At 56.9% G+C, this 23467-nt stretch carries 21 protein-coding genes; all 21 read left to right on the top strand.

From position 1 onward, the window contains the following. Positions 1-39 precede the first annotated feature (39 nt). Positions 40-831 (top strand): enoyl-CoA hydratase/isomerase family protein, encoded by a 792-nt coding sequence (locus FFI89_RS27775; protein WP_138830718.1) that lies wholly within the window; start codon positions 40-42, stop codon positions 829-831. A gap of 13 nt (positions 832-844) precedes the next feature. Further along, a complete protein-coding gene (locus tag FFI89_RS27770; protein WP_138830717.1) occupies positions 845-2011 on the top strand; it encodes a thiolase family protein in 1167 nt (388 codons plus the stop codon). A gap of 1 nt (position 2012) precedes the next feature. After that, positions 2013-2432, top strand: a complete 420-nt coding sequence (locus tag FFI89_RS27765; protein ID WP_138830716.1) for a Zn-ribbon domain-containing OB-fold protein — start codon at positions 2013-2015, stop codon at positions 2430-2432. Positions 2433-2560: 128 nt separating this feature from the next. After that, the gene (locus FFI89_RS27760; RefSeq protein WP_168213071.1) at positions 2561-3211 is read left to right on the top strand and encodes a TetR/AcrR family transcriptional regulator; all 651 of its coding nucleotides are present in this window, start codon (positions 2561-2563) and stop codon (positions 3209-3211) included. Between the two features lie 307 nt (positions 3212-3518). Continuing rightward, positions 3519-5117 carry a class I adenylate-forming enzyme family protein gene (locus FFI89_RS27755; RefSeq protein WP_138830714.1) on the top strand — a complete coding sequence of 533 codons (1599 nt, stop codon included), beginning with the start codon at positions 3519-3521 and terminating at the stop codon, positions 5115-5117. A 175-nt stretch (positions 5118-5292) separates the two neighbouring features. After that, positions 5293-6732: an NAD-dependent succinate-semialdehyde dehydrogenase gene (locus FFI89_RS27750; protein WP_138830713.1), complete on the top strand. Its 1440-nt coding sequence runs from the start codon at positions 5293-5295 to the stop codon at positions 6730-6732. A gap of 356 nt (positions 6733-7088) precedes the next feature. Further along, positions 7089-7997 carry a LysR family transcriptional regulator gene (locus FFI89_RS27745; RefSeq protein ID WP_168213070.1) on the top strand — a complete coding sequence of 303 codons (909 nt, stop codon included), beginning with the start codon at positions 7089-7091 and terminating at the stop codon, positions 7995-7997. Positions 7998-8146: 149 nt separating this feature from the next. Then, on the top strand, positions 8147-8905 hold the full coding sequence (locus FFI89_RS27740; RefSeq protein ID WP_138830711.1) for an SDR family NAD(P)-dependent oxidoreductase: 759 nt from the start codon (positions 8147-8149) through the stop codon (positions 8903-8905). Positions 8906-8963: 58 nt separating this feature from the next. After that, positions 8964-10172, top strand: a complete 1209-nt coding sequence (locus FFI89_RS27735; RefSeq protein WP_138830710.1) for a cytochrome P450 — start codon at positions 8964-8966, stop codon at positions 10170-10172. Between the two features lie 266 nt (positions 10173-10438). Further along, positions 10439-10765 carry a 2Fe-2S iron-sulfur cluster-binding protein gene (locus FFI89_RS27730; protein WP_138830709.1) on the top strand — a complete coding sequence of 109 codons (327 nt, stop codon included), beginning with the start codon at positions 10439-10441 and terminating at the stop codon, positions 10763-10765. A gap of 62 nt (positions 10766-10827) precedes the next feature. After that, positions 10828-11658, top strand: a complete 831-nt coding sequence (locus FFI89_RS27725; protein ID WP_138830708.1) for an SDR family NAD(P)-dependent oxidoreductase — start codon at positions 10828-10830, stop codon at positions 11656-11658. Positions 11659-12111: 453 nt separating this feature from the next. Then, positions 12112-13365, top strand: a complete 1254-nt coding sequence (locus FFI89_RS27720; RefSeq protein ID WP_246669276.1) for a branched-chain amino acid ABC transporter substrate-binding protein — start codon at positions 12112-12114, stop codon at positions 13363-13365. Between the two features lie 113 nt (positions 13366-13478). Further along, positions 13479-14411 carry a branched-chain amino acid ABC transporter permease gene (locus tag FFI89_RS27715; RefSeq protein WP_138830706.1) on the top strand — a complete coding sequence of 311 codons (933 nt, stop codon included), beginning with the start codon at positions 13479-13481 and terminating at the stop codon, positions 14409-14411. Continuing rightward, positions 14411-15694: a branched-chain amino acid ABC transporter permease gene (locus tag FFI89_RS27710; protein ID WP_246669540.1), complete on the top strand. Its 1284-nt coding sequence runs from the start codon at positions 14411-14413 to the stop codon at positions 15692-15694. Before FFI89_RS27715 ends, FFI89_RS27710 begins: the two co-directional genes overlap by 1 nt. Continuing rightward, positions 15691-16446, top strand: coding sequence for an ABC transporter ATP-binding protein (locus FFI89_RS27705; protein WP_138830704.1), 756 nt, complete (start codon positions 15691-15693; stop codon positions 16444-16446). The genes FFI89_RS27710 and FFI89_RS27705 overlap by 4 nt, the downstream gene beginning before the upstream one ends. After that, positions 16446-17141 carry an ABC transporter ATP-binding protein gene (locus tag FFI89_RS27700; protein WP_138830703.1) on the top strand — a complete coding sequence of 232 codons (696 nt, stop codon included), beginning with the start codon at positions 16446-16448 and terminating at the stop codon, positions 17139-17141. The genes FFI89_RS27705 and FFI89_RS27700 overlap by 1 nt, the downstream gene beginning before the upstream one ends. A 130-nt stretch (positions 17142-17271) precedes the next feature. After that, complete coding sequence (locus FFI89_RS27695) at positions 17272-18255, top strand: LysR family transcriptional regulator (RefSeq protein ID WP_138830702.1); 984 nt, start codon at positions 17272-17274, stop codon at positions 18253-18255. Positions 18256-18482: 227 nt separating this feature from the next. Next, positions 18483-19535 carry a S9 family peptidase gene (locus FFI89_RS27690; protein WP_168213069.1) on the top strand — a complete coding sequence of 351 codons (1053 nt, stop codon included), beginning with the start codon at positions 18483-18485 and terminating at the stop codon, positions 19533-19535. 98 nt (positions 19536-19633) lie between these two features. Then, positions 19634-22006, top strand: coding sequence for a xanthine dehydrogenase family protein molybdopterin-binding subunit (locus FFI89_RS27685; protein WP_138846648.1), 2373 nt, complete (start codon positions 19634-19636; stop codon positions 22004-22006). Further along, the gene (locus tag FFI89_RS27680) at positions 22003-22524 is read left to right on the top strand and encodes a (2Fe-2S)-binding protein (protein WP_138830699.1); all 522 of its coding nucleotides are present in this window, start codon (positions 22003-22005) and stop codon (positions 22522-22524) included. The genes FFI89_RS27685 and FFI89_RS27680 overlap by 4 nt, the downstream gene beginning before the upstream one ends. A 6-nt stretch (positions 22525-22530) precedes the next feature. Next, entirely contained in the window at positions 22531-23409 is an 879-nt protein-coding gene (locus FFI89_RS27675; RefSeq protein WP_138830698.1) for a xanthine dehydrogenase family protein subunit M, read from the top strand. The last annotated feature ends 58 nt before the right edge of the window (positions 23410-23467 follow it).

Below are 23467 nucleotides of genomic sequence, written 5' to 3'. Positions count from 1 at the left end.
AACGCAATCATCCTCAAGAAATGGAAGAAAGTGATCTGAATGCCCGACGATATCAAGGTCGACCGACACGATAGCTGGATCGAAGTGACGATACATCGTCCCGACAAGATGAACGCAATCCGGGAGCAGACCGCAGTCGAGATCCTCGATGTGATGACCGAGGTGGAGAACCAGCGCCAGCTTCGAGGTCTGATCATCACCGGTGGCGAAAAGGCGTTCTGCACTGGCGTCGACACCAGCGAACAAAAGAACGAGCCGGACGAAGCATTTGAGTTGTGGCGCCGACGCAAACGTTCGCGCAAGGTCAACCAGTTCTTTCGCGCTTTACCCGAATTCACCAAGCCGGTGATCGCGGCGGTCGAAGGCTACGCGCTTGGCGGCGGTTTCGAGATCGCGCTGCTTTGCGATTTTATCGTAGCTGGCGAAACTGCACAGTTCAGCCTGCCAGAGGCTCGGCTCGGTCTGATGCCGGGCGGTGCCGGTACGCAGACCTTATCCCGGATTGTCGGAAAACCCTTGGCCAAGGAGTTGATCTGGACCGGCCGGCGGCTGACGGCCGAGGAAGCGCGGCAGCTGCGCATCGTCAATCACGTGGTTCCGCAGGGCCAGGCAGTGGAGAAGGCGCGGGAACTTCTGCGCTCGATCGGCGAGCAGGGTCCGCTGTCAGTGATGTTTACCAAGGCCGCGATCGAGCGAGGTTACGACGGCAGTCTCGCGGAAGGCATGTCGGTGGAAGCCGATGCGTTCTTCGCGCTGAGCTTCTCGCAAGACCGTAACGAAGGACTCGCTGCATTTCGCGAAAAGCGGGCGCCGACGTTCAAGGGCAATTGATAGGACGAGATTTATGACAAGACGTGACATAGCAATTGTCGGCTACGGCGAGACCAAGGTCGAGTTGCGTAGCGGGCGCAGCTCATACGATCTGGCCTGCGAGGTATTCGAGCAGATCCTGAATTCGACGGGCATCGCCAAAAGCGAGATCGACGGCATCTGCGTCTCGGAAACGATGAGCGAAACGTCGAACCCATTTTGGCCGGTATACATGGCCGAAATGATGGGTTTGGTGCCGGCCTGGACCCAGGTGAACGGCCTCGGCGGGGCGTCGACGATCGCGGGCATTTCCCGGGCCGCTTCAGCTATCCGGGACGGGCAATGCACCACCGTCTTGGTGCTCGCATCCGACGCCCAATCGAGCTATCCGCCGACCGAGCAGGGCGCACAACGCTGGGAGTTCCAGTATCCGACCGGCCTGCGCGGGCCGGTGGGCGTGTTCGGCCTTCTCAGCCAGCGCTATCGCATGCAATACGGGCTGAAGGACGAGGCGCTCGCCAAGCTTGCGGTAACACAGCGCAACCATGCGTTGATGAACCCAAACGCGTGTTCGAAACTGAAGACGCCGATCACGGAACAGGATTATCTCAACTCCAAATACGTGTCCGAGCCGCTGCGAATGCTGGATAGCGTGATGATCTGCGACGGCGCCAATGGCGTGCTGGTCACCTCCGCCGAGAACGCAAAGCGGCTCGGCTTAAAGAAAGCGGTGTATCCGACCGGGTACGGCGAGATCACCAACTTCAACGGCGACAAGGCGATCTCCGATATCACCGAAACCGGGTTCTCGGTGGCTGGCCCCAAGGCGTTGAAGCAAGCGGGATTGACGCCGAAGGATATCAAGCTCTTTACGCCCTACGACGATTTTCTGATTGCGATTCTGATCCAGCTTGAGCAGATCGGATTCTGCGGCCGTGGCGAAGGTTCGGATTTCATCCTGAAGACTGACATGACCTACAAGGGTACGCTTCCGCTGAACACCAGCGGCGGACAGATCTCCGCCGGTCAGCCTGGCCTCGCCGGGGGCGGCCTCAATCTCGTGGAGGCGGTGCGTCAGCTGTTTGCTGAAGCCGGCGAACGCCAGGTCGAGAACGTCACGAACGCTATGGTTACCGGTATCGGCGTGATCCCGTACGCGCGCAACTGGGGTGTTTCCAACGTCATGATCCTGGAGAAGTGAGATGAGCGAAGCGAAGAAGACACCAAGGCCGCTCCCGCGCCCGGATATCTACATGAAGACCCGTCCCTTTTGGGAGGCGGCCAAGCAACACAAGCTGATTCTGCAATTTTGCAAGGATACCAACCAATACCAATGGTTTCCTCGGCCGGTCAGCATCTATTCGGGGAAGCGTAACCTCGAATGGCGCGAGGCCTCCGGCAAAGGCACGCTCTACAGTTGGACCAACACGTTGGTGCCGTGGCCGGGACATGAAGACAGGGTTCCCTATATATGCGCGCTCGTCGATCTCGAGGAAGGGGTTCGCATTCTCGTGAATCTAATTAACAGCGATGCCTCGAAACTTCGAGACGGTCTGCCGGTCAAGCTTTCATGGGAGAAGCTGAGCGAGGAATTCAACGTGCCGGTCTTCGAGCCTGCTTGAAAACCAGTTGCCGAACCCCAGGTTTGGCGACTTTTCCGCCTTTTCATGCGTAGAAGGAGTTGGCAGCAGCAACTGTGGATGTGTATATATTCATAACTATACATTCCATGGGCATGGCAGGAGTTGACTTGGCAAGCGGCTCGAAGAAAACGGACGTAGGTACAGTCGACTCCGCCCGTCCCAAGACGCTCAAGCGCCGCAAAGAGGTTTTGGGCGTCGTTTATGAGGCCGTTTCCGAGTCTGGCGTCGATGGCGTCACGATGCGACAGATCGCCGAAGCCGCCGATATGAGCACCGGGACCATCAATTATCATTTCAAGAACAAGCACAACCTGCTGATTTTGGCGATGGAGGCGGCTTACGAGCTGCCCGATGACTGGGAAGTCTATAAGGGATCGCCCTTTTCGCAGCTGCAAGGCTTGGCGATGGGATACGTCTTTCGGTCCCCTCGCGATCGCTTCTGGCGCTTCTGGATCAATTACACCGCTCACAGTACTCGCGATGATGAGATGCGTGAGCATCAAAACACGCGCTACGAGCGTCAACGCAAGTTCTGGGGCGAACTCCTGCGCGACGGAATTGCGGCAGGCGAGGTCGGTCCCGATGTTGACCCGGAACGGGAGGCGAACGACCTTTTGCTTATCGCCCACGGCTTGGTGCTGCGACAACTGCAGTCGCCGACGCCCGCGAACCGCGAAGAGGCGCGTGAAATTCTCACTGAACGGTTCAAGCGGCTTGCGGCCAAGAACCCGAGGGTGCGCCGGGCGCAGGGCAGCTGAGTCGAAGGCTCCTCCTGGCCGTCACCGCGCGCCCAATTTTAATTCTGTGAAAGCGATTTTCGTCGGCCGAGCGGCGCCCGTCTCGCGACCGTCTGGCGCGTCGAGCTCCCATTTGAGGTAAGTCGAATCTGCTGCTCATCGGTTAGGACGACCCGACATCCGGTCGTCGCAAATCCGCATTTCTAGAAAGCGCACACTTGTGCGAATTTGGTGATGGGATTACACTGGGTTTCCGGAGCCGCATGTCGGCGAGCGCTCCACGAGAATGTTCCGACGAAATATCGGTTAACGGGCCAGGGAATCCAGGATGGACAACAGCCGAAGCCGGCGTGGAATCGCGGATCGCCGGGCCCAGGCGATGCGTGGGGAGGATGCGACTAAATTGCTGGCGCGGATGCCGGACCGGTTCAGTCACGTTGTTTGCGATTGGGCGACGATCGAACCCTCGCGGATCGCGCTTATCGCGGGGTCCATGCGTTTGTCGTACGGGGAGTTGTGGATCGCCGCGCGAAAGGCCGCTAATACTCTGCAGGAATTGGGAGTTCGTGCGGGCGACCGCGTCCTTCTCGTTGCTGAAAATGGGCTGCAAATTGTCCCGCTGCTACTTGCCGTCAGTGAGTTGGACGCATGGGCGGTGCCTTTGAACGCCCGGATGTCCGCGCGAGAAGTGGAGACGATCCGCGCCTTCAGTGACTGCCGGCGCTCGCTGTATTGCGTCGGAGACTCCTCCTCGGCGGCGGCGCACGCTGCGACAGACAAAATAGATCAAGAAATTTCCGTGTTAGGTCCCATCATGGCGAGTGTGCTCAACGAAAACGCGAGACAGGAACCGGTATATCTCGACAAGGCACGCCAGACAGCGGTCCTGGTATTTACCTCTGGCACGACGGGCGAGCCAAAGGGCGTGATGCTCAGTCATCAGGCGCTGATCTATATGGGTGCCAACATGGCGAAGTTGCGCAGGATTACCGCCGCTGACACGTTCTACAATTCCTCGCCGATCAGTCACGCGATCGGACTGGGGACAGTGCTGATGACGGCTTTCTGGGCCGGCGCAAGCGCCGAGCTGGTAGCGCGCTTCACGCCCGCGCACTTTGTCGAAGCGCTGAAAGCTGAGCGAATTACCGCGATAACCGGCGTCCCGACGTTGTTTGCCCGCATTCTCGAATATGCCGAAGAGAAAGGCCTATCGCTCCGGTCGCGCCGTTTGCGCATTATTGCAACCGCCGGAGCGCCGCTGGACCTTGTCCTGAAGGCCCGGGTGGAAGAAGCCTTCGGTCTGCGCATGGGCAATTCTTACGGGATGACCGAATGCAACCCGATCGCGCGTTCCGCCGTCGGCGTAGAAACCAACGAGGTCGGTGAGTTGCAGCCCGGCGTTGAGATAAGAATTGTGGCGGAAGATGGAGGCGATGTCCGTGCGGAGGAGAGCGGCGAAATCTGGGCCAGAAGCCCCACTTGCATGTTGGGTTACTACCGCAACGAAGCAGCCACGGCAGCCGCGATGCGAGAAGGAAACTGGCTCGCCACCGGCGACCTCGCGCGAATGGACGATCACGGCCGACTCTACATCGTCGGGCGTTCGAAGGATCTGATCATCCGGAGCGGATTCAACGTTTACCCGGTGGAGGTGGAATCGGTGCTCTCGCTGTTCCCTGGCGTTGCTTTGGTTGCCGTCGTCGGCCGCGACGTCCCAGGTAACGAGGAGGTCGTTGCGTTCGTTCAACCGCAGCCGGGGCAGGTGCTCGACGTCGATGCTCTGTCGCAATGGGCAAACCAGCGGCTTGCGCCGTACAAGCGTCCTACTGAAATAATTATCAAGTCGGAATTGCCGATCGGGCCCACGGGAAAGATTTTCAAGATCAGGCTCAAGCAGCTTGCAGCTGCAGGCAGCTGTGACCCTTGATAAGAGGCAGCCAAAGAAGTGAGCCGCCATCTTGCGCCAACCACAATTGTCGCATCCTCGCTCATTGACCGCGTGACCAACAGTGGGCCTTAGGTGTTTTTGAGTCGATCGGCTGTGACTGCGCGCGTCGCCGTGATTGAAGCGCCCAATAACAACGATCGTCGGGAGAAGTTTTGTGTACAAGGTTCAGCTTTTTATTGATGGCTGCTGGCGAGACAGTGTCTCGGGCAAAACGATTCCGGTGATAAACCCAGCGACCGAGGAACGGATAGGCGAGGTTGCTCATGCCCAGCACGAGGATCTGGAGATCACCGTGAATGCGGCCGCCAAGGGCTTCAAAGTATGGCGGAGGATGTCACCACTGGATCGTTCCAAGATCATGCGGAATGCCGCTGATCTGCTCCGGCAACGCATTGAGGCAATCGCGACCGTGATGACCCTCGAGCAGGGCAAGCCGATTGCTGAAGCGAAGGTCGAGGTTCTTGCATCGGCCGATATTCTCGACTGGTGCGCCGAGGAATCCCGTCGCACCTATGGGCGCGTGATTCCGTCGCGTGGTGAAGGTATCTACAATCTCGTCCTCAAGGAGCCCGTTGGCCCCGTGGCTGCGTTCACGCCCTGGAACTTTCCAATCAGCCAGGCTGTACGCAAGATCGGCGCGGCATTGTCTGCTGGTTGTTCGGTGGTGATCAAGCCGCCGGAGGAGACGCCAGCTTCTCCTGCGGAACTAATACGCGCGTTGGCCGATGCTGGCGTGCCGAACGGCGTTGTTAATCTTGTTTATGGCGTACCATCAGAGATTTCCAACTATCTGATCGCCGATCCGGTCATCCGCAAGATCTCGTTCACCGGCTCGACGCCGGTCGGCAAGCAGCTTGCATCGCTTGCTGGCATGCACATGAAACGCGTCACCATGGAGCTTGGCGGGCATGCGCCTGCCATCGTGTTCGACGACGCGGATGTGAAGGTGGCGGCCGCGGTGCTTGCTGCAGGCAAGTATCGTAATGCAGGTCAGGTTTGTATCGCTCCGACGAGGTTTCTGGTGCAGGCGGCGGTCCACGACCAATTCGTTGAGGAGTTCGTTGAAGGGACCGAGGCGCTCAAGATGGGTAACGGGCTCGACGAAGGCGTTACCATCGGACCACTTGCCAACGATCGTCGCCGGGCCGCCCTGGAAACACTCGTCGATGATGCCATACGACATGGTGCAAAGGTCGTCACCGGCGGCAAGCGTAGCCAGAACAAAGGCTATTTCTTTGAACCCACCGTGCTTACTGATGTAACAAAAGAGGTGAGGGCGATGAACGAGGAGCCTTTCGGACCTCTTGCCTTGGTCACTCGATTTCAGGAGTTCGAAGAGGCGCTAGCGGAAGCGAACCGGCTGCCTTACGGTCTCGCGTCCTATGCCTATACTCGTTCGGTAAAAAACGCGACGGCCGTAGCGGCGGCCATTGAAAGCGGAATGATCTCGATCAACCACTATGGGCTCGCGCTGCCGGAGTTGCCTTTCGGGGGCGTGAAAGAGTCAGGTTATGGGTCGGAGGGTGGCCCGGAAGCTGTCGAAGCCTATCTCGTCACGAAGTTCGTAACACAGGGAAGTCCTGCTGCTTCCTAATAGCAAAACATCGTTGTATTCTCTTCCAGAGATAGCGATGTCGGCCGGCAAGTTATGGTAATCGACCCGGCCGTCTTTAAGCAATTCGTCAACTTGGTACCATTTTTATTGGTGCAACAGATGAGACATGCCTGGTCGCTCATATTGCGAGAGATGTTATCGCTGTCTCAAGTCATTCCAGAGTTGCAGCTATCGGAGTTATGGGTTTCCCAGTGAGCGTTCTGTAGAGTGGCGTTTGCTGTGACGGATATCTCAGGAAATGGTGAATACAGTCAGAATTGCATTGCCGTTTGGGGCAGATAGCAACTCCAGATTGGAAGGTAGTTGAATTGGATCTGCGACAGATAATGTATTTCATGCGAGTATTCGAAGAGCGAAGCTTCACGAACGGGGCTAAGCGCGCGAATGTCGTGCAGCCCGCTCTTAGCCGTCAAATCGCGGTGCTCGAGAAAGAACTGAATGCAACTCTCTTTGTTCGCGGACATCGCGGGGCAGTCCCGACAGACGCGGCAGTTAAACTTTACGAGCGCGTGCTGCCGCTGGTAGGCGGACTGGCCAACGTCAAAGAAGAAATTCGGGCGATGGCAGGGCAGCCAGTTTCGGGCCGGGTCGTCTGTGGATTCCCTCCGACAATCAACCGCGCCGTAGTCGGCAAGGTTTTGGTCGACTTTCTCGATCTCTATCCCGATACAGAAGTCAGCCTTTTCGAAAGTTTCAGCGGCCAGCTGACCGAGATGGTGCAGTCCGGAGAGTTGGATTTCGCTCTCGGTGCCATTCCGGAACAGGCATCGAATCTGACTTGTGATTTCGTCTACAGCGAAGAGGTCGTGCTGGGTTGTGGCGAACCGATCGCCGGACCGCCCTTTCGTCCATGTCGACTCGATGAACTTCCGGCATTGAAGCTGGTGCTTCCACCGGCTCACAATGTAATGTCCAAGCAAATTCACGCCTTGATTGCGGCGGGACAATTGCGGCCATCCAAAATCGTAACTGTCGACAGCATCAGCGCGATGTCAGATTTGGTTTGGAACGGCGGCTGGGCTAGTTTTTCACCGATCAGTGGCGTGCTCAATCTACTCGAACTTGGCAAAGTGTTTGTTTATCCAATCGAAAGGCCAAAGATCACCTATTGCCTTGGGTTGATGCGGCAACACGATCGCCCGATGACGGCCGCGGGTGGCACTTTTCTTAGCCTGTTTTCAGCCTATGCAGCCAGGATCAGACCTGCGTGGGAGGCGTTGTTGGCGGAGCGCCAAACGATTTGATTGACGGGCCTAATCGTCATGCCCGTGTGAGATCGATCGTATAGCAAAGTTCTATTTTTAAAATTGTTCAACTTCCTTATCGTCGCCACGACCTCTTCGGGATCAAGTGACTAGGCTTGGTCGGAGAGGTGATCGCGGAGGGAATGAAGTTGGCGAGACTTGACGGCCAAGTGGCGGTTGTTACCGGCGCTGCCCGTGGACTTGGCGCAGAGTTTGCGCGCGAGCTGGCCGCTAACGGGGCTAAGGTCGTACTCGGCGATATTCTGTCGACCGAGGGGATTTGCGCCAAAATCAAGAGTGCTGGCGGTATAGTGACCGGCCTGCCTCTTGACGTAACCGATCCAAAATCCATCGCTGCAGCCATCGATCTTGCCGTCGACTCCTACGGAGGCGTCGACATTCTCGTCAACAATGCTGCGATATCCGGCGAGGACGGCCCACAGGCGATCACCAGCATTAGCAGCGAGTGTTTCGATAAGGTTGTAGCGGTCAACGCCCGCGGGGTCTTTGAAGGAATCAAAGCCGTGATTCCTGCCATGCGACGGCGCCGCGGCGGCTCGATCATCAACTTGTCGTCGGGCACCGCCCTCAAGGGAATCCCCTTTATTCTACCGTACGTGGCATCAAAGGGCGCGATCATAGCCATGACGCGCGCCGCGGCGCGCGAGTTAGGCGGCGACAACATTAGGGTCAACGCCATCGCGCCAGGCCTCATCATGACGGAAAATGTTATTCGCAACGGAGTATTCAAAGGCGATGCTCTATCGGCGAACATCACCAGTCGCTGCCTCAAGCGCGAAGGCTTGCCCGAAGACTTGATCGGCGCCTTGATTTTCCTGGCGTCGTCAGAAAGCCGCTTTATCACGGGTCAAACGATCGTTGTCGACGGTGGTTCGGTAATGGTTTGAGGGTCCGAGGGCCGGTCGGTTTCCCGCTTCCCGCTAACTACACGTTCTGGAGGTCTGAATGTCCCTCGCTACCAAGCCCAAACTGACTTGTCCCGCTATTGACGATGATCAGTACGACGATAAGTTCCTGCTTGATCCTTATCCCCTGTACGAAAGGCTTCGGGAAGCAGGACCGGTGGTTCGAATGACGTATCATGGCACCTGGGGAATGGGTCGTTACAGCGATGTCGAGGCGGGGTTGCGTAATCATGAGACGTTTGTCTCGGGGCGCGGCGCAGGATTGGCCGATTTCAAGCGCGAAAAGCCATGGCGACCGCTCAGCATGCTTCTTGAGAGCGACCCACCAAATCATACGAAATCGCGATCCGTGCTGTCGCGAATCCTGTCACCGGTGGCGCTTCGAAAATTTCAGGAGAAGTTCACGGCGGAGGCCGAAGCCAGAGCGGATGAGTTCGTCCGCCAAGGGACGTTCGACGTCATAGGTGACTTGGCCGAGCCGTATATCTCTCATGTCTTTCCGAACATCATCGGTATGCCCCAAGAGGGGCGGGAGAATCTGCTGAAATATAGTACGATGGCATTCAATGCGTTCGGTCCTAAAAACAAGCATTATGAAGCTGCAGTAGCCCAGGTAGGCAATGCAGTCACTTGGGTGACCGACGGATGCAAGCGTGCGTCGCTGTCACCGGGAAGTATCGGCGCCCAGGTCTTCGAAGCTGTCGATGCGGGCACGTTGACGGAGGCGGAAGGAGAACTGCTGGTACGCTCATTCATGACTGCGGGCCTCGATACCACGATCGCGGGTGTAGCCGCTCTCTTTCGAAACCTGTCTGAGCATCCCGAGCAGTGGGCTGTACTTCGCGCGGACCATAAGCTGGTTAGAAACGCGTTTGACGAAACGCTGCGCTATAGTGCCATTAGTGGCGGTGTTTACAGGACCGTAGGCCGCGATACGGTTCTAGCCGGTGTCAAACTAGCGGAAGGGGACAAGATCTGGTTCAGCACGGCCTCGGCCAATCGAGATCCGCGGCGCTGGCAAGATCCCAATCGCTTCGACATCCGGCGTCAGACCCAGGGACATTTCGGCTTCGGCACGGGAATTCATGGGTGCATTGGGCAGATGATCTCGCGGATGGAGGTCGAGGCCTTGTTGCGCGCGTTTGTGACACGCGTCCGCCGCGTTGAGCTTGACGAATATCCGGTCCGGAAGCTTTCTAACAGCGTACGCGGGTACGAGAAAATGCGGGTTCGTGTGACTGCTGATTGAAAGTTCCGTGCGACCTACTTCGGTGGGACGACGAGGCTATCGTCAAGGCGCGCGTTGTCAGGTTGGACGCGTCGCTTGCCCCCGTTATCGGGATTCCAATCGAATTCGCTAACATCGTCGCCGGTTTCATTCCGTCCTCTTCGGGGGCCACGACAATCAGACAGGGGTCAGAATGACGATTGCTAAAGCATGAAGAGCGCCCTCAGGGCTGCCGATCCGATCTCGGCGATCCTGTTCGCCGAGCACGATGCACCCGGAGCGCCATCATGACGTGTGTGATATTCGTGCATCCGTCCGGCGCCGAACACGTTCGTAATGTCGCCAATGGGCAGACGCTTATGCAAGCAGCCGTCGCCGCAGGCGTGGATGGGATCATCGGTGAATGCGGAGGGTCTGCGTTATGCGCCACTTGCCATGTTTACATCAACGAAGGCCAGATCGATCGCTTGCCGTCGCTCGATTTGATGGAGGACGAGCTGTTGAATTGCACTGCAGCCGAGAGGAGATCAAATAGCCGCTTGAGCTGCCAGCTTCTGGTCTCTGACAAGTTCGAGGGCCTGATCATTCACATTCCGGAGCGCCAAATCCCCTGACGCAAAACCTGTTCAAGCGGCAGACAGTGCAAGATGCTGAACTAAGAGGTGGGACCACAAACATGGAATTGCAAGGCAAGACCGCCTTTATTACCGGGGGCGCAAGCGGCATCGGGTTCGCGATGGCGAAAATGTTTGCCGGCATCGGAATGAAGATCGCCCTTGCCGATATCAATGCTGACGACCTCTCCGCGGCGGTACAGCAGCTGAAGGCCGACAAATGCGACGTTATCGGATTCGTCTGTGATGTGGCGGACGAGGCATCCCTGCGACAAGCCGCCAACGAGACAGTTTCCGAGTTTGGCAAAGTTCACGTCCTTTGCAACAATGCCGGTGTTTCGCGTGCGGGGCTGGTGGAAACAATCTCATATGAAGATTGGGATTGGGTCATCGGAGTTAATTTCAAAGGGATCATTCACGGGTTGCGCTGCCTTTTGCCGCACATGAAAGCTCACGGCGAGCCCGGGCATATCGTGAATACCGCTTCGATGGCTGGACTGATCGGCCGCGCGTTGTCGGGTCCTTATTGCGCTACGAAATTTGCTGTTGTTGGACTGTCCGAAGTATTGGAAGACGAACTCAAGGGTTCGAAAATCGGGGTCAGCGTCTTGTGTCCATCCTGGGTCAGGACAGCAATGCTGCACAACGGTCGAAACAGACCGGCAAGGTTCGGAGGGCCGCTGGACCTCGCCACTGACCCGTATACCGATCGAAACATGCACTTTTCAAAGGAAATCGCTGACGGCTTGCCACCTGACGAGGTGGCCGCCAGGGTGCTGTCTGCCATTAGAGACAACCGGCTTTATGTGCTGACTCATCCGAACCGCGTCTCGGACTTCGAGAGCCGTGTTCGCAGGATTGTCGAGGATGCCAGGGGCACTGCCATAGGTTGACGTGTCATCGCCGAAGGGCGCAGCGACGCTCTGATTTCGCGGACCGTGCGTTGAATTCATCAAGCTGTTTGACCGCAGAAGGACGGCAAGCGAGTGCGACGCAAAAAATGCTGCTATTACGTTCAAGTATCGCAATTATCGCGGAAGACTATTATTAGCCGCGTGACCGGTGGGCTAAGAATGCCGGCAAGCGAGAAGCAATAATTGAATACGGGAGAAGTGGCCGGGAGTTCCCGTAAGGGAGAACCGGCCGAACAAGCCACGACGGAAGAAGGCAGCTGCGATCCAGAGAACGCTCCAAAGAGCGACTGCGGCGATCATGCTGTTTTCACAACGCTAATCGCTGCGGAGGGTCCTTCGCGAGCTGGCGATTGTTTGCGGGCGGTTCATTCCGCAAGCGGCGACTGAAGCGGAAAAGACAGCTCTTGCGAGCGAAGCCAGATGGAGGGACGCGTGCAAAATCTTGGACGAAGCTATCGACGGTTTCTCGTTTTTACGTTCATTACGTGTATTTCCGGCTCGCCGGCATCTGCACAGGAGACAATAAAGCTCGCGCTGATCGAACCAATGTCGGGGCCGTTTGCCGCAGTCGGTACGCACGCCCTTCATCAATTTCAGTACATCGCAGAGCGAATAAATGCAGATGGAGGCGTTGGGGGCAGAACACTGGAGATCCTCTCCTACGATAACAAGCTCAGCGTGCAGGAAACGGTCGTCAGCGCCCAGAAGGCAGTCGATGCGGGCGCCCGGTATGTTCTTGTCGGAAACGGTTCTGGGCCGGGAGGAGCAATCCAGGACTTCGTGACGAGGTACAACGAAAGAAATCCGGGAAAGGAGGTTATGTACCTCAACTATTCGGCGGAAGATCCCGTCTTAACGAATGAGCGTTGCAGTTACTGGCAGTTTCGATGGGTGCCTCATACCACCATGAAGATGAAGGCGTTGACGTCTTTCATCGCGAAGCAGCCGGAAATAAAGAAGGTATACCTGATCAATCAGGACTATTCGCTCGGACAGAACAGTCGGGAGTCGGCGCGACTGTTTTTGAAGGATATGCGCCCCGACATCTCGATAGTAGGTGACGAACTTCACCCCCTCGCGAAGATAAACGATTTTGCGCCTTATGTGGCCAAGATCCGGGCGTCTGGCGCCGATAGCGTGATCACGGCGAATTGGGGTCCTGATTTTGCGCTGCTTTTGAAGGCCTCGGGAGAGGCGGGGCTAAAAGTGCGTTGGTTCACTTTCTTCGGTGCAGGTCCGGGTGGCCCGACGGCCATTAAACAAGCTGGCCTTTCGGGCCAAGTGAGCGCGATTGTCGAAGGCTACAGCAATCAGCCAGGCGCTGATGACGCCGATTTCGAGACCGATTTCCGTCGCCGTTACGCAGGTTATGGCTGGTGGTATCCCCGCGCAAGAAACACAATAGACATGATGGTAGCCGCAATGCGGCAGGGCGGCTCGACGGAGCCGTCGAAAATCGCCCCCCTCCTCGAGGGGATGAATTTCAAGGGAGCTTATGGGCCTGTGCTCATGCGCGGTGAAGATCATCAGGGGTTCAACGACATGTACGTCGTGTCCCTCGTCCCCCTGAAGGACGGCATGAAATTCGACGAAGAAAGCACGGGCTTGGGGTGGCAAGCTGTGGCCCCGGTGCCTCTGTCGGAGACAGTCGTCGACACAACTTGCAAAATGAAGAGGCCCAGCTAGGCCACGAGCGGCAACGACGCGAAGCCTGGGGTGCGGCTAATGAGCGCGACTGAGCCGACGCCGCAACAGTCGGCTCGGCGGCGGGTTGGCGATTTCAATAGAAGAAGATGCACATGCTCGAGTTGATCACGTTCTCCATGCTGAACGGCTTTCTCTACGGCATGCTTCTGTTCATGATGGCAAGCGGCCTCACGCTCATCTTCAGCATGATGGGCGTTCTCAATTTCGCTCATACGAGCTTCTACATGCTAGGTGCTTATTTCGGTTTTGAGCTTAGCCGTCGATATGGCTTTTGGACAGGGTTCCTGTTTGCCCCAATAATAGTAGGAGTTGCTGGGGCGTTGGTGGAACGCTTCGGCTTGCGTCGCGTACACCGGACCGGTCACGTCTCAGAACTCTTGTTCACATTCGGTCTTGCATACCTGATCGAAGAGCTTGTCATGATGCTTTGGGGGAAAATGCCGGTCGATTATCGAGTTCCAACATCACTCGACTTCGTCGCTTTTCAGCTGTTCAATACTACCTATCCGTTTTATCGAGCCTTCATGCTCATGACGTCCCTGGTAATGTTCGCGTTCTTGGTAATCATATTGAAGCGTACACGCGTTGGACTGATAATTCAGGCATCGCTTACCCACCCGAACATGGTGGCGATGTTGGGCCATAACGTTCCCCGCATTTTCATGTTCGTATTCGGGGTGGGGTCGGCATTGGCTGGTCTGGCCGGCGTAATCGCCGGCCCTGCGCTAGTGACTCAACCGTCCATGGCGGCTTCGCTCGGACCCATCCTCTTCGTGGTTATTGTCGTCGGTGGCATGGGATCATTGCCCGGAGCGTTCGTGGCGTCGTTGCTGGTTGCAATTATCCAAACTTTCGCCGTGGCGATTGACGTGTCTGCGGCCGATCTTTTCGGAAGCATCTCGGCACCTGTCGTGCGAAATATCTGGAACGTTAAAGTCGCGCAGATAGCTCCCATGATCCCTTACGTGCTCCTCGTACTGATACTTGTGTTCCGACCTACGGGTCTGCTCGGAAAACGTCTGTGATGCTCAAAAGAGTAATCCCGCCCGAGTTTCTGCGTCCCCGGTCTAACAGCCATCGCGCGGTATGGTCCGTTGCGATCGTTGTTGTTGCGGGCTTGCCGTTCCTGTTTTCCTCAGGGGGCGCTATTTCCGTCATGAATCTTATCGGCATCTCTGTAATCTTTTCACTGTCGTACAACATCCTGTTCGGACAATCGGGTATGCTGTCGTTTGGCCACGCCGTCTACTACGGCATCGGCGGCTTTGCGGCAGTTCATTCAATAAATATCGCAACCACTCTGGGGTTGCCGATTCCGCTGCCGTTGATACCGATCTTGGGTGGCGTGGCTGGATTGGTAACAGCGTGTCTGCTTGGGTGGCCGTCCACGCGAGGCGGCGGCATGACGTTCGCCATGATCTCCTTGGGGATAGCCGAGCTAGTATTGTCGCTATCCCTGATACTAAATGACGTATTCGGCGGTGAGGCCGGCGTCTCGACCAATCGCACGCAGCTCCCACCGATGTTCGGGCTAACTTTCGGATCGCAACGCCAAGTATACTACCTCATCGTTGTCTGGACGGTAATTTCGGTGGCGGCGATGCGTGCGCTGACACGCACACCGCTCGGCCAGATGTGCAACGCGGTCCGGGACAATCCAGAGCGCGCGGAATTCGTAGGATACGATCCGCAAGTCGTCCGCTACATAGCATTCTGCTTCGCGGGTTTCTTCGCGGGAATTGCCGGTGCGCTGGCCGCAATCAACTTCGAAATTGCAAACGCGACATATCTGGGTGCGGCACAATCAGGTCTTCCGCTCTTTGCTGCCTACATAGGAGGATCCGGACAATTCATCGGCCCGATGCTTGGCGCAATCCTGGTGACGTTGCTCACAGTCACGCTCAGCGACATCACCGCTGTCTGGCAATTGTATTTCGGAATTTTATTTGTCCTCGTAGTCATGTTCGTCCCGGAGGGCATCGCCGGACTTCTGCGAAGGCACGCGTCGTTGATCGATGCCCGGGCGATGTCGGGTGTCCTGATAGCTTATTTGATCGCTGCAATTCCGACCGCCGTGCTGGTCGCCGGAGCGATTCTGAGCATCGAGTTGATGGTCGGCTATGTGTCCGGCGAACAAAGCAAGGAGATCTTTGGTATTCGCCTCGTCGCCACGGACCCGCGCGTTATCCTGCTTGCCTCAGCGCTCCTTCTCGGTGGATATCTCCCTGCGCGCGCCTCGTGGAGGCATATCGCAAACGCGTGGAACCTCGCCATTTCCAATGCGGCCATTAGAAGAGCCGCGACATGACGGAAAATGCGCTCACAATCAAATCCCTGAAGAAGTCGTTCGGGAATATACCGGTTATTCGCGGTGTCGATCTTGCGATTACGAAAGGGGAGCGTCACGCCCTCATTGGTCCGAACGGCGCTGGAAAATCCACGCTTTTCAATCTGATCAGTGGACTGATGCCGCCGACATCGGGCGATATCCTCCTGAAGAACAAGCAGATCGCAGGGCTACCCTCATACGAAATCAGCAGAATGGGGCTTTCACGCAGTTTTCAGATCACGAACGTCTTCTCGAACATGAGCGTACGGGAAAACGTCCGCTGTGCGATACTGTGGTCGTCCGGACAGCGTTATCGCTTCTGGGGGAACGTCGACAAGTTGACCGGCGTAGAAGGACAAATCGAAGAAATACTCGGGGAAATAGGCTTGCTCGACAGGCGCGAGGTCGCTGCCGGACTGCTGACCTACGCCGAACAACGCGCTCTTGAAATCGGGATTACCGTCGCTGGCGGCGCCGACGTCATCCTTCTCGACGAGCCGACCGCCGGGATGAGCCACGCCGAAACCGAGCGTGCTGTTAGCCTCATCCGTCGCATTACGGAAGGGCGCACTCTTCTGATCGTCGAGCACGATATGAGCGTGGTCTTCACCCTTGCCGACCGAATTTCCGTTCTCGTGTACGGACAAGTCATCGCGTGCGGAACGCCCGAACAGATCCGCCGCGACGCCAAGGTTCGCGAAGCATACCTGGGTAACGAAGAGACCTCTTGATGCTGCAACTGCGCGACCTGAACGCCTATTACGGGAAAAGCCATGTCTTGCAGGGTGTTTCACTTTCTGTTGGCAGCGGAGAGATCGTAAGCCTTCTCGGACGGAATGGGGTGGGAAGGTCCACCACCGTTAAGGCGATCATGGGCGAAGTCCGGCCTTATGGAGAAATACTGTTTCGCGGTAGAAACATCGAGGGTCTTCCAAGCCATCGTATCGCCCGCTTAGGACTGGGGTACGTTCCCGAAAGTCGCGATATATTTCCCACGCTGACCGTCCGTCAGAACCTGATGTTGGGAATCAAAGACACATCCAAGCGCGGTCGATGGGAAATCAGCGAAGTCTTCGATATGTTCCCGAATCTAGGTGCGCGGGCGGATACGGCCGCGGGGGTGCTATCCGGCGGCGAAAAGCAAATGCTGACCATTTGCCGCACCTTGATGGGGGATCCCGATCTCATTCTGATAGACGAGCCTACCGAAGGCCTCGCGCCTCTGGTCGTTCAGCAAGTTGGCAACCTAATCGCCGCGATTGCTGCACGGGGGATATCGATCCTTCTTGTCGAACAGAAGCTGTCAATCGCAATGCGGATTTCCCATAGAATCTACGTCATGGGTCACGGAAAAGTTGTGTTCGATGGAACGCCAGCTTCCCTGAGAAGTAACGCCCACATCCGCCAGCAGTGGCTGGAGGTATGACGACGTTGCCGCGCCGCCGATGTTGTGCGGCATAGCAAAGGGGCGCTGTCTCGTCGAGATGCAGACAGTTGCGTAATGATACTGAGAAAGCTATGTTCAACTAGGGTGTCGATCCGGTCATCTGAGCGATATGAACCTCCGTCAACTAGAATATTTCATCGCTATTGTGGAGGAGGGATCGCTCTCAAAGGCGGCCGAGCGTGTTCATATCGTTCAGCCCGCGCTGAGCCAGCACATCAAAAGCTTGGAAGAAGAGTTCGGCGTCGGGTTGCTGTTTCGAAGTTCGAGAGGCGTAAGGCCGACCGAAGCCGGCGAACGCCTCGTGAAGCACGCGAGAAGTCTGCTCGCGCAGTTCGAGGCCATGCACGAGTTTGTCAGGGGAGCCGACGTTGAGCCATTCGGCGAAGTGCGTATTGGAGTGCCGACGACGGTAAGTCCCGTCTTAAGTCCTCGGTTGATCAAAGAAGTCGGTCTTGCATATCCCAAAATCAAGATCCGTATTCTTGAGCCGATGAGCGGCTATGTGTCCGATTGGCTGGGTGACGGCAAAGTCGATATCGCGGTGCAATATCGTGAGTCCGACCGGCGGGATCTGAAGTTCGAACGGGTGTTTTCCGAAGAGATTGTTTTGTGTGGCGGACCGCTATCGTCGCCAGGCGGCGGCCGGGCGCCGGGCGACACCATACCGTTTCGTGAAGCCGTCAGCTTACCGTTGATCCTTCCCAACAGCGGCCATGGGCTGCGCGATCTCCTTGAAGAGCTCGCTAAGAAGCACATGTGTTCCTTGCATGTGTCAATGGAGATCGATTCATATGGACCCATCAAGACGATGATCGAGCAAGGATCTGCATTTGCCGTGCTTCCGATGATGGCTGTGCGTTCGGAACGGCAACAGGGTCTCATCTCGACCTGGCGAATCGTCGAGCCGGAAGTGCGGCGCAACGTGTTTCTGGCAACTCCGATAGACCGGCCCCTGTCTGTTGCTGCTGTTCTCGTCAACAACCTTGTTAAGCCCGTCCTGCTTCGTTTGGTGGAGGAGAAGGTTTGGGAGGCCAGGGTCGAGACGTGCCATCGCGGGGCGTTGCCGCCGGAGATCCGAGCGATAACATCGTGAGATCGCTGGCATCGCGCAAGATTATTATGCCTCCACGTCGGCATGTTCTATCGAGATGGGAGCCGGATGTCGCCGCCCTCTATCGCTGATCTTCGGCGAAAGTGAGCAAGCGTATCTTGGTCGGCCTTCGAAGAGTGCTGCAGCGTGAACGACCCCGATTGTACCGACAAATCCACGGCTGCCGCTCGAAAGCTCCATAATTACAGTCGACGATGGGAGAGAACAAAATGGATCAGACCTCGGCGAAGGCCGTCATTGACAAGGGCATCGACAGATTTCTGGCCGATGGGGTTCACTATCGGGATCTCATCAATATCCGCGAGAAAGTGGGAGACTGGAACGATTGGCCCGTGGTGTGGTCGTCCTTTGCAGCGGAAGCGGAGAAGCGCGGCGAAGCGTCGCTTGCGCAGAACGCCAAACTAACGGCGGCATCCGAATTCGCGCGCTCCGCGATCTACTATCACTATGCGCAATATCTGCTGTATGACGATATTGCACTGAAAAAGCGCATTCACGACAAGAAAACCGCCGTCTTTCTTCGTGCTGCGCCGCTGTTTGAGTCTCCGGTCGAGCGGGTGGAAGTTCCGTTCGATGGCATCAAGCTGGCGGGTTACTTTCGCCGCCCGGCCGGTGTCAGCAATCCGCCCGTGGTCATCTGCATCGGCGGGCTTGACACGACGAAGGAGGACTACCTCGACTTCAGTGATGAGTGCATTCGGCGGGGACTGGCGACATTTGCATTCGATGGTCCGGGCCAGGGAGAGACGCTTTTTGAAATGCGTCTGCGGCCGGACTACGAGAAGTCCGTTAGTGCGGTGATCGACTACCTGGAATCAAGAATCGAAATTGACTCCTCCCGTATCGGCATCGTCGGCCGCAGCATGGGAGGATACTACGCGCCAAAGGCAGCGGCGGTGGATAAACGGATCAAGGCTCTGGCTTGCTGGGGAGTCCTTTATCGTCTTTACGGCCTGCCCGAGAAGCAGGGAAACAGCCGAAAGGCGCTGCTCTACATCAGCGGGAGCGAAACCATGGAAGAGGCGGTGGAATTCTACAAATTCCTGGACCTTAAAGGCTACGCCGACAAGATCACCTGCCCAACATTCGTCACCCATGGCGGACTCGACATGCAGACGCCCATCATCAACGCGGAGGAGTTGATTGCCGAGGTGAAAGGGCCAGTCGAGACTTTGATCTGGGACGATGCGATTCATTGTTGTCACGACCGCTCTCACATCATGCGCCCCGCGATGGCCGATTTTCTGGTCCGCAACCTATGATGCGTCGAGCAGATCTCCGCTTCGGAAGGTCCAACGTATGATGCCTGGTGGCAGCTCTCATATCGGGGCTGCCGCTGCCTAAGGGATTGGAGGAAGCCTTGCTTGGACTGAGCGTGGAGCGGAAGGAGGACGACCGCTTCCTTACCGGACAAGGTCAATACGTCGAGGACGTGAAGTTGCCGGGCATGGCCTATGCTGCGTTCGTCCGCAGCTCTCACGCGCACGCCTTCATCCGCAAAATAACAACCGACGCTGCTCTAAGCTGCCCAGGGGTGCTCGCAATCGTCGGTCCCGGCACCTGGAAGGAATTGTCAGCCGCCCTGCCTTCCATCGGAGGAATTCAGGGAGCCGCGAACCCCTACGGCGGAGACTCAAGTGGGCCGGTCCATAAAATATTATCGGATCATGCCACCCACGTCGGAGAAGTTGTCGCAGTCGTGATTGCGAAGTCACCCTACAGCGCTGCCGATGGCGCCGATCTGGTCGAAGTGGAATATGAAGCGTTGCCAGTGGTTACATGGGAGGAGGCCGCCAGTCCCGGCTCGGTTCGCCTTCATGAAGGATACGACAACGTCGTAGCGCGCATGAATTTCGAGGTCGGAGACGTCGACGAAGCGTTTCGTCAGGCTGACCGGATCATCACCAAGCGTTTCGATCTCCAAAGCCTGAAGGCCATGGCCATCGAATGCAGGGGTATCGCGGTCCAGTGGGACGCTTCGACAGGTACGCTGAACGTGTGGTCGACGACGCAGGCTCCGTATTCGATGCGGGAGACGATAGCGCGGGTCCTCGATCTCCCGATCAAACAGGTCCGCGTTATCTGCCGCGATATCGGCGGGGGGTTCGGTCTCAAAGGCGGTCTGAAGCCGGAGGATCTGATCGTCGCGATCGCGGCTTACAAGCTCAAGAAGCCGATCAGATGGATCGAGACGCGGCTTGAGCACATGATCTCGTCAAATCAATCGGGCCGGCAGAGTCACGACGTCCGTGTCGGCATAAAGCGAGACGGGACGATCCTGTGCATGGATCTCATCCTGCGGAAAGAAGTGGGAGCCTACAATCACTATCAGACGATGTTGCCGTCCAATACGATCAATCATCTGACCACGCACTACAAGATACCGGCCTTTCGATTCGACTCACAATCCATCGCTACGAATACTGTTCCATGTTGCCCATATCGCGGGGCCGGCCGGGTCGAGGCTGTGTTCACGATGGATCGAATACTGGACGCGATCGCTCGCGAACTGACGATTGACCCCGTCGAGGCGCGGCGCCGCAACATAATCGAAGCCGCCGATATGCCTTACAAAAGTGGCCTGATTTACCGCGATGGCGTTCCCATCAACTATAAAGACCTGGACTTCCCGCTGCTTCTGGAACGTGCGTTGACCAAGAGCGACTACTGGGGTTGGCGGAACCGACAGATGGATCTGCGCCAAGCGGGCCGCTGCATTGGCATCGGAATATCGAGCTACGTCGAGGCCGGAGGAATGGGGCCGTCCGAGACCGCCACTGTACAAATCGACTATCGCGGCCACGCGCAGGTTTCGATCGGAGTGAACTCCCAGGGACAGAGCCACGAAACAACGTTGGCTCAAATATGTGGAAGCGCGCTGGGCCTCGCGTTAGACGAGGTATTCGTACGAGGGGGCGACACAAACCTGCAGGATTTCGGGTTTGGAACCGGCGCAAGCCGGGTAGCGATCAATACAGGAAATGCCGTATACAAAGCGGCCCTGGATCTCAGGCACAAGATCGTGACATTTGCGTCGAGGTTGTTCGAGTGCGCCGCCACCGAACTCGATGTCACCGACGGAGTCGTCAGCGTCAAGGCTCCCGGCCAGCAATTCATGACGTTCGCCGAACTTGCGCAAAAGTCAGTACGAGATCGAAGAATGGCGGATCTTGGCGGCCCAGGTCTGGCGTCGACGGCGTCCTTCTATCCGCCGACAGTAACATGGTCCAGCGGGGTAAACATCGCCGTCGTGGAGATCGATCGGAACACCGGCCGCATTCACGTTCTCAAGTATGTCTTTGTTCACGACAGCGGCAAGCCTCTCAATCCTGCCGTGGTGGAAGGGCAGATATGCGGGGGTCTCGCCCAGGGCTTTGGCATCGCTCTGGGCGAACGGATGATCTACGACTCGGAGGGACAGGCTCTCTCGGGCTCGATGATGGATTACTTTGTCCCTCGCGCCAGTGACATCCCGGATATCGACCTTGACCATGTCATTTTTCCTACGGACGACAATCCATTGGGCATCAAATCGGTGGGAGAAAGCGGGCCCAATTCGCCACCGGCGGCCATAGCGGCGGCGGTAGCGGATGCGTTTGAGGGACGGTTGGAAATAAGCAGCTTGCCGATCAGTTGGGGCGACGTCCTGAAGTCGCTGCAAAACGGTTTCCATGCCGGAAGGGTTCCGTCGGAATCGGAGACCCAAAGTGCATACAAAGAAGACACCAGATGAAGCACTCCGTATCATTGGCGATCAACGGCAGCGTGCATGAACACGATGTTGAGGCGCGTCTTCTCCTTGTTCACTACATAAGGGAAAAGGCGAACCTGACGGGCACGCATGTGGGATGCGATACAAGTCAATGCGGGGCTTGCACGGTTCTTCTGGACGGCCTAGCCGTAAAGTCCTGCACGATTTTCGCGGTGCAAGTGGCAGGGAAGGAGATCGTCACGATTGAAGGATTGGCCAAGGAAGACCGTCTTCATCCGGTGCAGCAAGCCTTCAAAAATAATCACGGTCTTCAATGCGGCTTCTGCACGCCCGGATTCGTGATGGCCACGATCCAGCTTCTTCAGCGCTACCCGGATCCGACCCCCGAGGAAATCAGGCATCAACTCGACGGCAACATCTGTCGTTGTACCGGCTACCGCAACATTATCAGTGCGATTCAAGAAGCTGCTCAGCATATCGCGCCTTGCGATACAGAAAGTGGCAGCCCGCGCGAGGGACTTGTCTTAAATCAAGGATAACACCTGATGTATCCTGCTTCATTCGAGTATCATAAGCCGCCAAGCCTCGAACGGGCGTTAGACCTTCTCACGTCATTGGGAAGCGGCGCCAAGTGCATAGCCGGCGGTCACAGCCTTGTTCCCGCGATGAAACTGCGGCTAATCCAGCCGGACCATCTCATCGACTTATCACTCGTGGAGTCTCTGAAGGGAATCAGGAGAGAGAGCGAAGAGATCGTGATCGGAGCGATGACGACGCACTGGCACGTAGAATCGTCGCCAATCGTTCGGTCCATGCTGCCATCTCTGGCAATAGCGGCTTCCCTTATCGCAGATCCTCAGGTGCGAAACAGAGGGACAATCGGTGGCTCGCTCGCCAATGCCGATCCGGCCGCCGATTATCCGGCGAACGTGCTCGCCCTCGGCGCCACCATGATCTGTAAGAGCGCTACGGAAACCCGGGCCGTGGCCGCTGAGGATTGGTTCAAGTCCTTGCTGACAACGACACTTCGCAGCAACGAGATTTTGGCCGAAGTGAGAATTCCGCTTCTGGCGGCTCGATGTGGAGCTGCCTACATCAAAGTCCCGCATCCTGCATCGCGATTTGCAGTGGTTGGCGTTGCAGCCGTCGTGACATTGGACCAAGCTGAACGCTGCGCCGGCATTCGCATAGGCATCACGGGCATCGGCGAGAAGGCCCAACGAGGATATCTTGCCGAGGTCGCATTAAGGGGGTCGTCGTTGCAGCGGCGTGAGGTACTGGACGCAAGTCTGGCGATGAGCGACGCTTTCGATCTCGACGAGGACGTCCTATTGGACGTTCAGGACAAGCGATATCTTTGCTCGCTGACAATGGCTAGGGCGATTCATGAAGCCACCGTAGCTGCCCGCAAGCACGCCATATAGATTGAGACGATGACACGTTGCACAAGTCCGAGATCCTCGAAGTAACGCCGGTGACAAG

This window comes from Bradyrhizobium sp. KBS0727 (genome assembly GCF_005937885.2).
In the GTDB taxonomy this organism is placed as follows: domain Bacteria; phylum Pseudomonadota; class Alphaproteobacteria; order Rhizobiales; family Xanthobacteraceae; genus Bradyrhizobium.
The sequence above is the reverse complement of the archived record's forward strand: the minus strand, read 5'-3'. Positions and strand labels throughout refer to the sequence as shown.

What these genes read in the sequence shown, in the direction of transcription:
- FFI89_RS27775 (WP_138830718.1), top strand. Translation starts at nt 40, where the DNA reads ATGCCCGACGATATCAAGGTCGACCGACACGATAGCTGGATCGAAGTG.
- FFI89_RS27680 (WP_138830699.1), top strand. Translation starts at nt 22,003, where the DNA reads ATGAAGCACTCCGTATCATTGGCGATCAACGGCAGCGTGCATGAACAC.
- FFI89_RS27675 (WP_138830698.1), top strand. Translation starts at nt 22,531, where the DNA reads ATGTATCCTGCTTCATTCGAGTATCATAAGCCGCCAAGCCTCGAACGG.
- FFI89_RS27770 (WP_138830717.1), top strand. Translation starts at nt 845, where the DNA reads ATGACAAGACGTGACATAGCAATTGTCGGCTACGGCGAGACCAAGGTC.
- FFI89_RS27745 (WP_168213070.1), top strand. Translation starts at nt 7,089, where the DNA reads ATGCGAGTATTCGAAGAGCGAAGCTTCACGAACGGGGCTAAGCGCGCG.
- FFI89_RS27755 (WP_138830714.1), top strand. Translation starts at nt 3,519, where the DNA reads ATGGACAACAGCCGAAGCCGGCGTGGAATCGCGGATCGCCGGGCCCAG.
- FFI89_RS27710 (WP_246669540.1), top strand. Translation starts at nt 14,411, where the DNA reads ATGCTCAAAAGAGTAATCCCGCCCGAGTTTCTGCGTCCCCGGTCTAAC.
- FFI89_RS27735 (WP_138830710.1), top strand. Translation starts at nt 8,964, where the DNA reads ATGTCCCTCGCTACCAAGCCCAAACTGACTTGTCCCGCTATTGACGAT.
- FFI89_RS27700 (WP_138830703.1), top strand. Translation starts at nt 16,446, where the DNA reads ATGCTGCAACTGCGCGACCTGAACGCCTATTACGGGAAAAGCCATGTC.
- FFI89_RS27730 (WP_138830709.1), top strand. Translation starts at nt 10,439, where the DNA reads ATGACGTGTGTGATATTCGTGCATCCGTCCGGCGCCGAACACGTTCGT.
- FFI89_RS27765 (WP_138830716.1), top strand. Translation starts at nt 2,013, where the DNA reads ATGAGCGAAGCGAAGAAGACACCAAGGCCGCTCCCGCGCCCGGATATC.
- FFI89_RS27715 (WP_138830706.1), top strand. Translation starts at nt 13,479, where the DNA reads ATGCTCGAGTTGATCACGTTCTCCATGCTGAACGGCTTTCTCTACGGC.
- FFI89_RS27705 (WP_138830704.1), top strand. Translation starts at nt 15,691, where the DNA reads ATGACGGAAAATGCGCTCACAATCAAATCCCTGAAGAAGTCGTTCGGG.
- FFI89_RS27725 (WP_138830708.1), top strand. Translation starts at nt 10,828, where the DNA reads ATGGAATTGCAAGGCAAGACCGCCTTTATTACCGGGGGCGCAAGCGGC.
- FFI89_RS27695 (WP_138830702.1), top strand. Translation starts at nt 17,272, where the DNA reads ATGAACCTCCGTCAACTAGAATATTTCATCGCTATTGTGGAGGAGGGA.
- FFI89_RS27690 (WP_168213069.1), top strand. Translation starts at nt 18,483, where the DNA reads ATGGATCAGACCTCGGCGAAGGCCGTCATTGACAAGGGCATCGACAGA.